This is a genomic window from Catenibacterium faecis, from assembly GCF_014306455.1.
In the GTDB taxonomy this organism is placed as follows: domain Bacteria; phylum Bacillota_I; class Bacilli_A; order Erysipelotrichales; family Coprobacillaceae; genus Catenibacterium; species Catenibacterium mitsuoka_A.
In genome coordinates, this window is the sequence record NZ_JACRWG010000119.1 from 1 (window position 1) to 1,954 (window position 1,954).

General features: G+C 25.4%; 1 protein-coding gene. It reads left to right on the top strand.

Going from position 1 to position 1,954, the window contains the following annotated elements; genetic code table 11:
- The first annotated feature begins 944 nt into the window (after positions 1-944).
- Positions 945-1,544, top strand: a complete 600-nt coding sequence (locus tag H8909_RS12945; RefSeq protein ID WP_238928312.1) for an ATP-binding cassette domain-containing protein — start codon at positions 945-947, stop codon at positions 1,542-1,544.
- The last annotated feature ends 410 nt before the right edge of the window (positions 1,545-1,954 follow it).

Below are 1,954 nucleotides of genomic sequence, written 5' to 3' on the forward strand. Positions count from 1 at the left end.
GTCATATCAAGGCTCATTCAATTGTGGTAAATTCGTGGTAAATTAAATAATTTTCTATACTTCAAAGTGCTTGAAAGTATAGTGTTTATGCGGATAATCGCAAATTAGATATAAAATTTAAATAAATTGCTTTATATTTTCGTTAAGTTCATTTATAAAGAATATGTATTTATATAGATTTACTTCACTAGCATCATTTTTTGTCACAATTTTACTTTCTGTCATTTTTAGCACTCTTATTCAAAAGATTTTTGGCGTTACAGATTTAATTAAAACAATAGGTCAAAGTCTTATGATAACAAGCTTATTACAACCAGGTATGGCTTTTATGAGATATGGTTTTTTGAATTTCTCAATAGCAGCAATTATATTCATTATTTTAACTATAGTAACACTATCAATAGCCATTAAATATAGGATGAAATATGATGGATAAGTTATTTAAACAAGGCCTATTAGTTTTTGTAGTATCAAACCTATTAATATTGTGGCTATACATATTTAGTGGTTCTTTTGTTGTAGATGTTTCAATAGTAACTGCAAATATCTTTACTTTTGTTTTGAATAATATATATATTTGCTTATTGCTTAAAACTGTTAATTATTATAATTCGATTAAAAATTATACTATAGTTCGTATTGGAAATAAAAAATTTGATGAGATTGTATTGTCTAGATTATTTTCAACAGATATATTAACGATAGTTATAGGTTATATCTTTCCTATGTTTTTATATTTCAACAATTTCTATAATCACTATCACTACGCTACATTTGTAGCAATTCAATACATTTTATTCACATTGTATATGATAATCATATTCTTATATATGAAAATCACTAATAAATACTTGAAAGCTTTAATATTATTAATCCCCTTCGTAATAAACATGTCTACTCAAATTCTATTTTTCCAATTCTATTACTAATAAAAGGAGCAACTTATGATGATCAGTTTAAAAAACGTATCTAAAGATTTCAACAATACCAATATTCTAAATGATATTAATCTAACAATAAATGAAGGAGAACTCGTTAGAATTGTTGGAAGTAACGGATGTGGTAAAACAACTTTACTAAAAATAATTGCTGGTTTATTAAAAGCAGATGGAGGTAATATTACTTATGGAGAAGGATGTAATATTGGTGCCGTCATTGAAAATCCATCATTTATTGAAAATGAAACTCTATTGTATAATCTAAAATTTTTATATAATTTGAAAAGCAAATTTTCATATGATATATGTAAAAAGTATTGTGATTTATTTTCATTAAATATTGATTCAAAAATTGCAATAAAAAAATACAGTCTTGGGATGCGACAAAAAGCTGCAATTATCCAAGCTGTCATGGAAAATCAAAACTTAATATTATTAGATGAACCAACAAGAGGACTGGATATTGATAGTATGAATCAATTCGATAATTTGGTTAAAGAACTAAAGAAAGAAGGAAAAACAATTATAATATGTGCTCATGATGGAGTTGAAAATATAAATTTTGACAGGATTATTGAAATAAAGAAAGGTAGAATTGAAGAATAGTGTTAAAATATAGATTTTTATGTCTGAGTATTTTCCTAAGAATGCTCATATATGTGCTCACTCCAACTAGTGAATATTATATTTTACTTAGCCAAGGGTGTCCTTTAAATCTTATTCATTTTTCAATAATGTCTCTGTTGCTAATATCTGATATTATGTTTTTAATTGACTATACTTATTACTATATTACTTTAGACTGTTTTATTAATGTTAGATTAGAAAAAAATAAGTATTATACCATTATATTGAAGAAAGTAATCAGTGGAGCAATAATACTTTTCATTTCTTCTTGTAAGCGCCAAATTATATAGTGTACCTAAAAAGGACGATTAAATCACATTTTCGATTTAATCGTCCTTTATTCCAAACTCTTCTTTTATCTGTTCACTCCAAGGCATGAACCAGTCAAT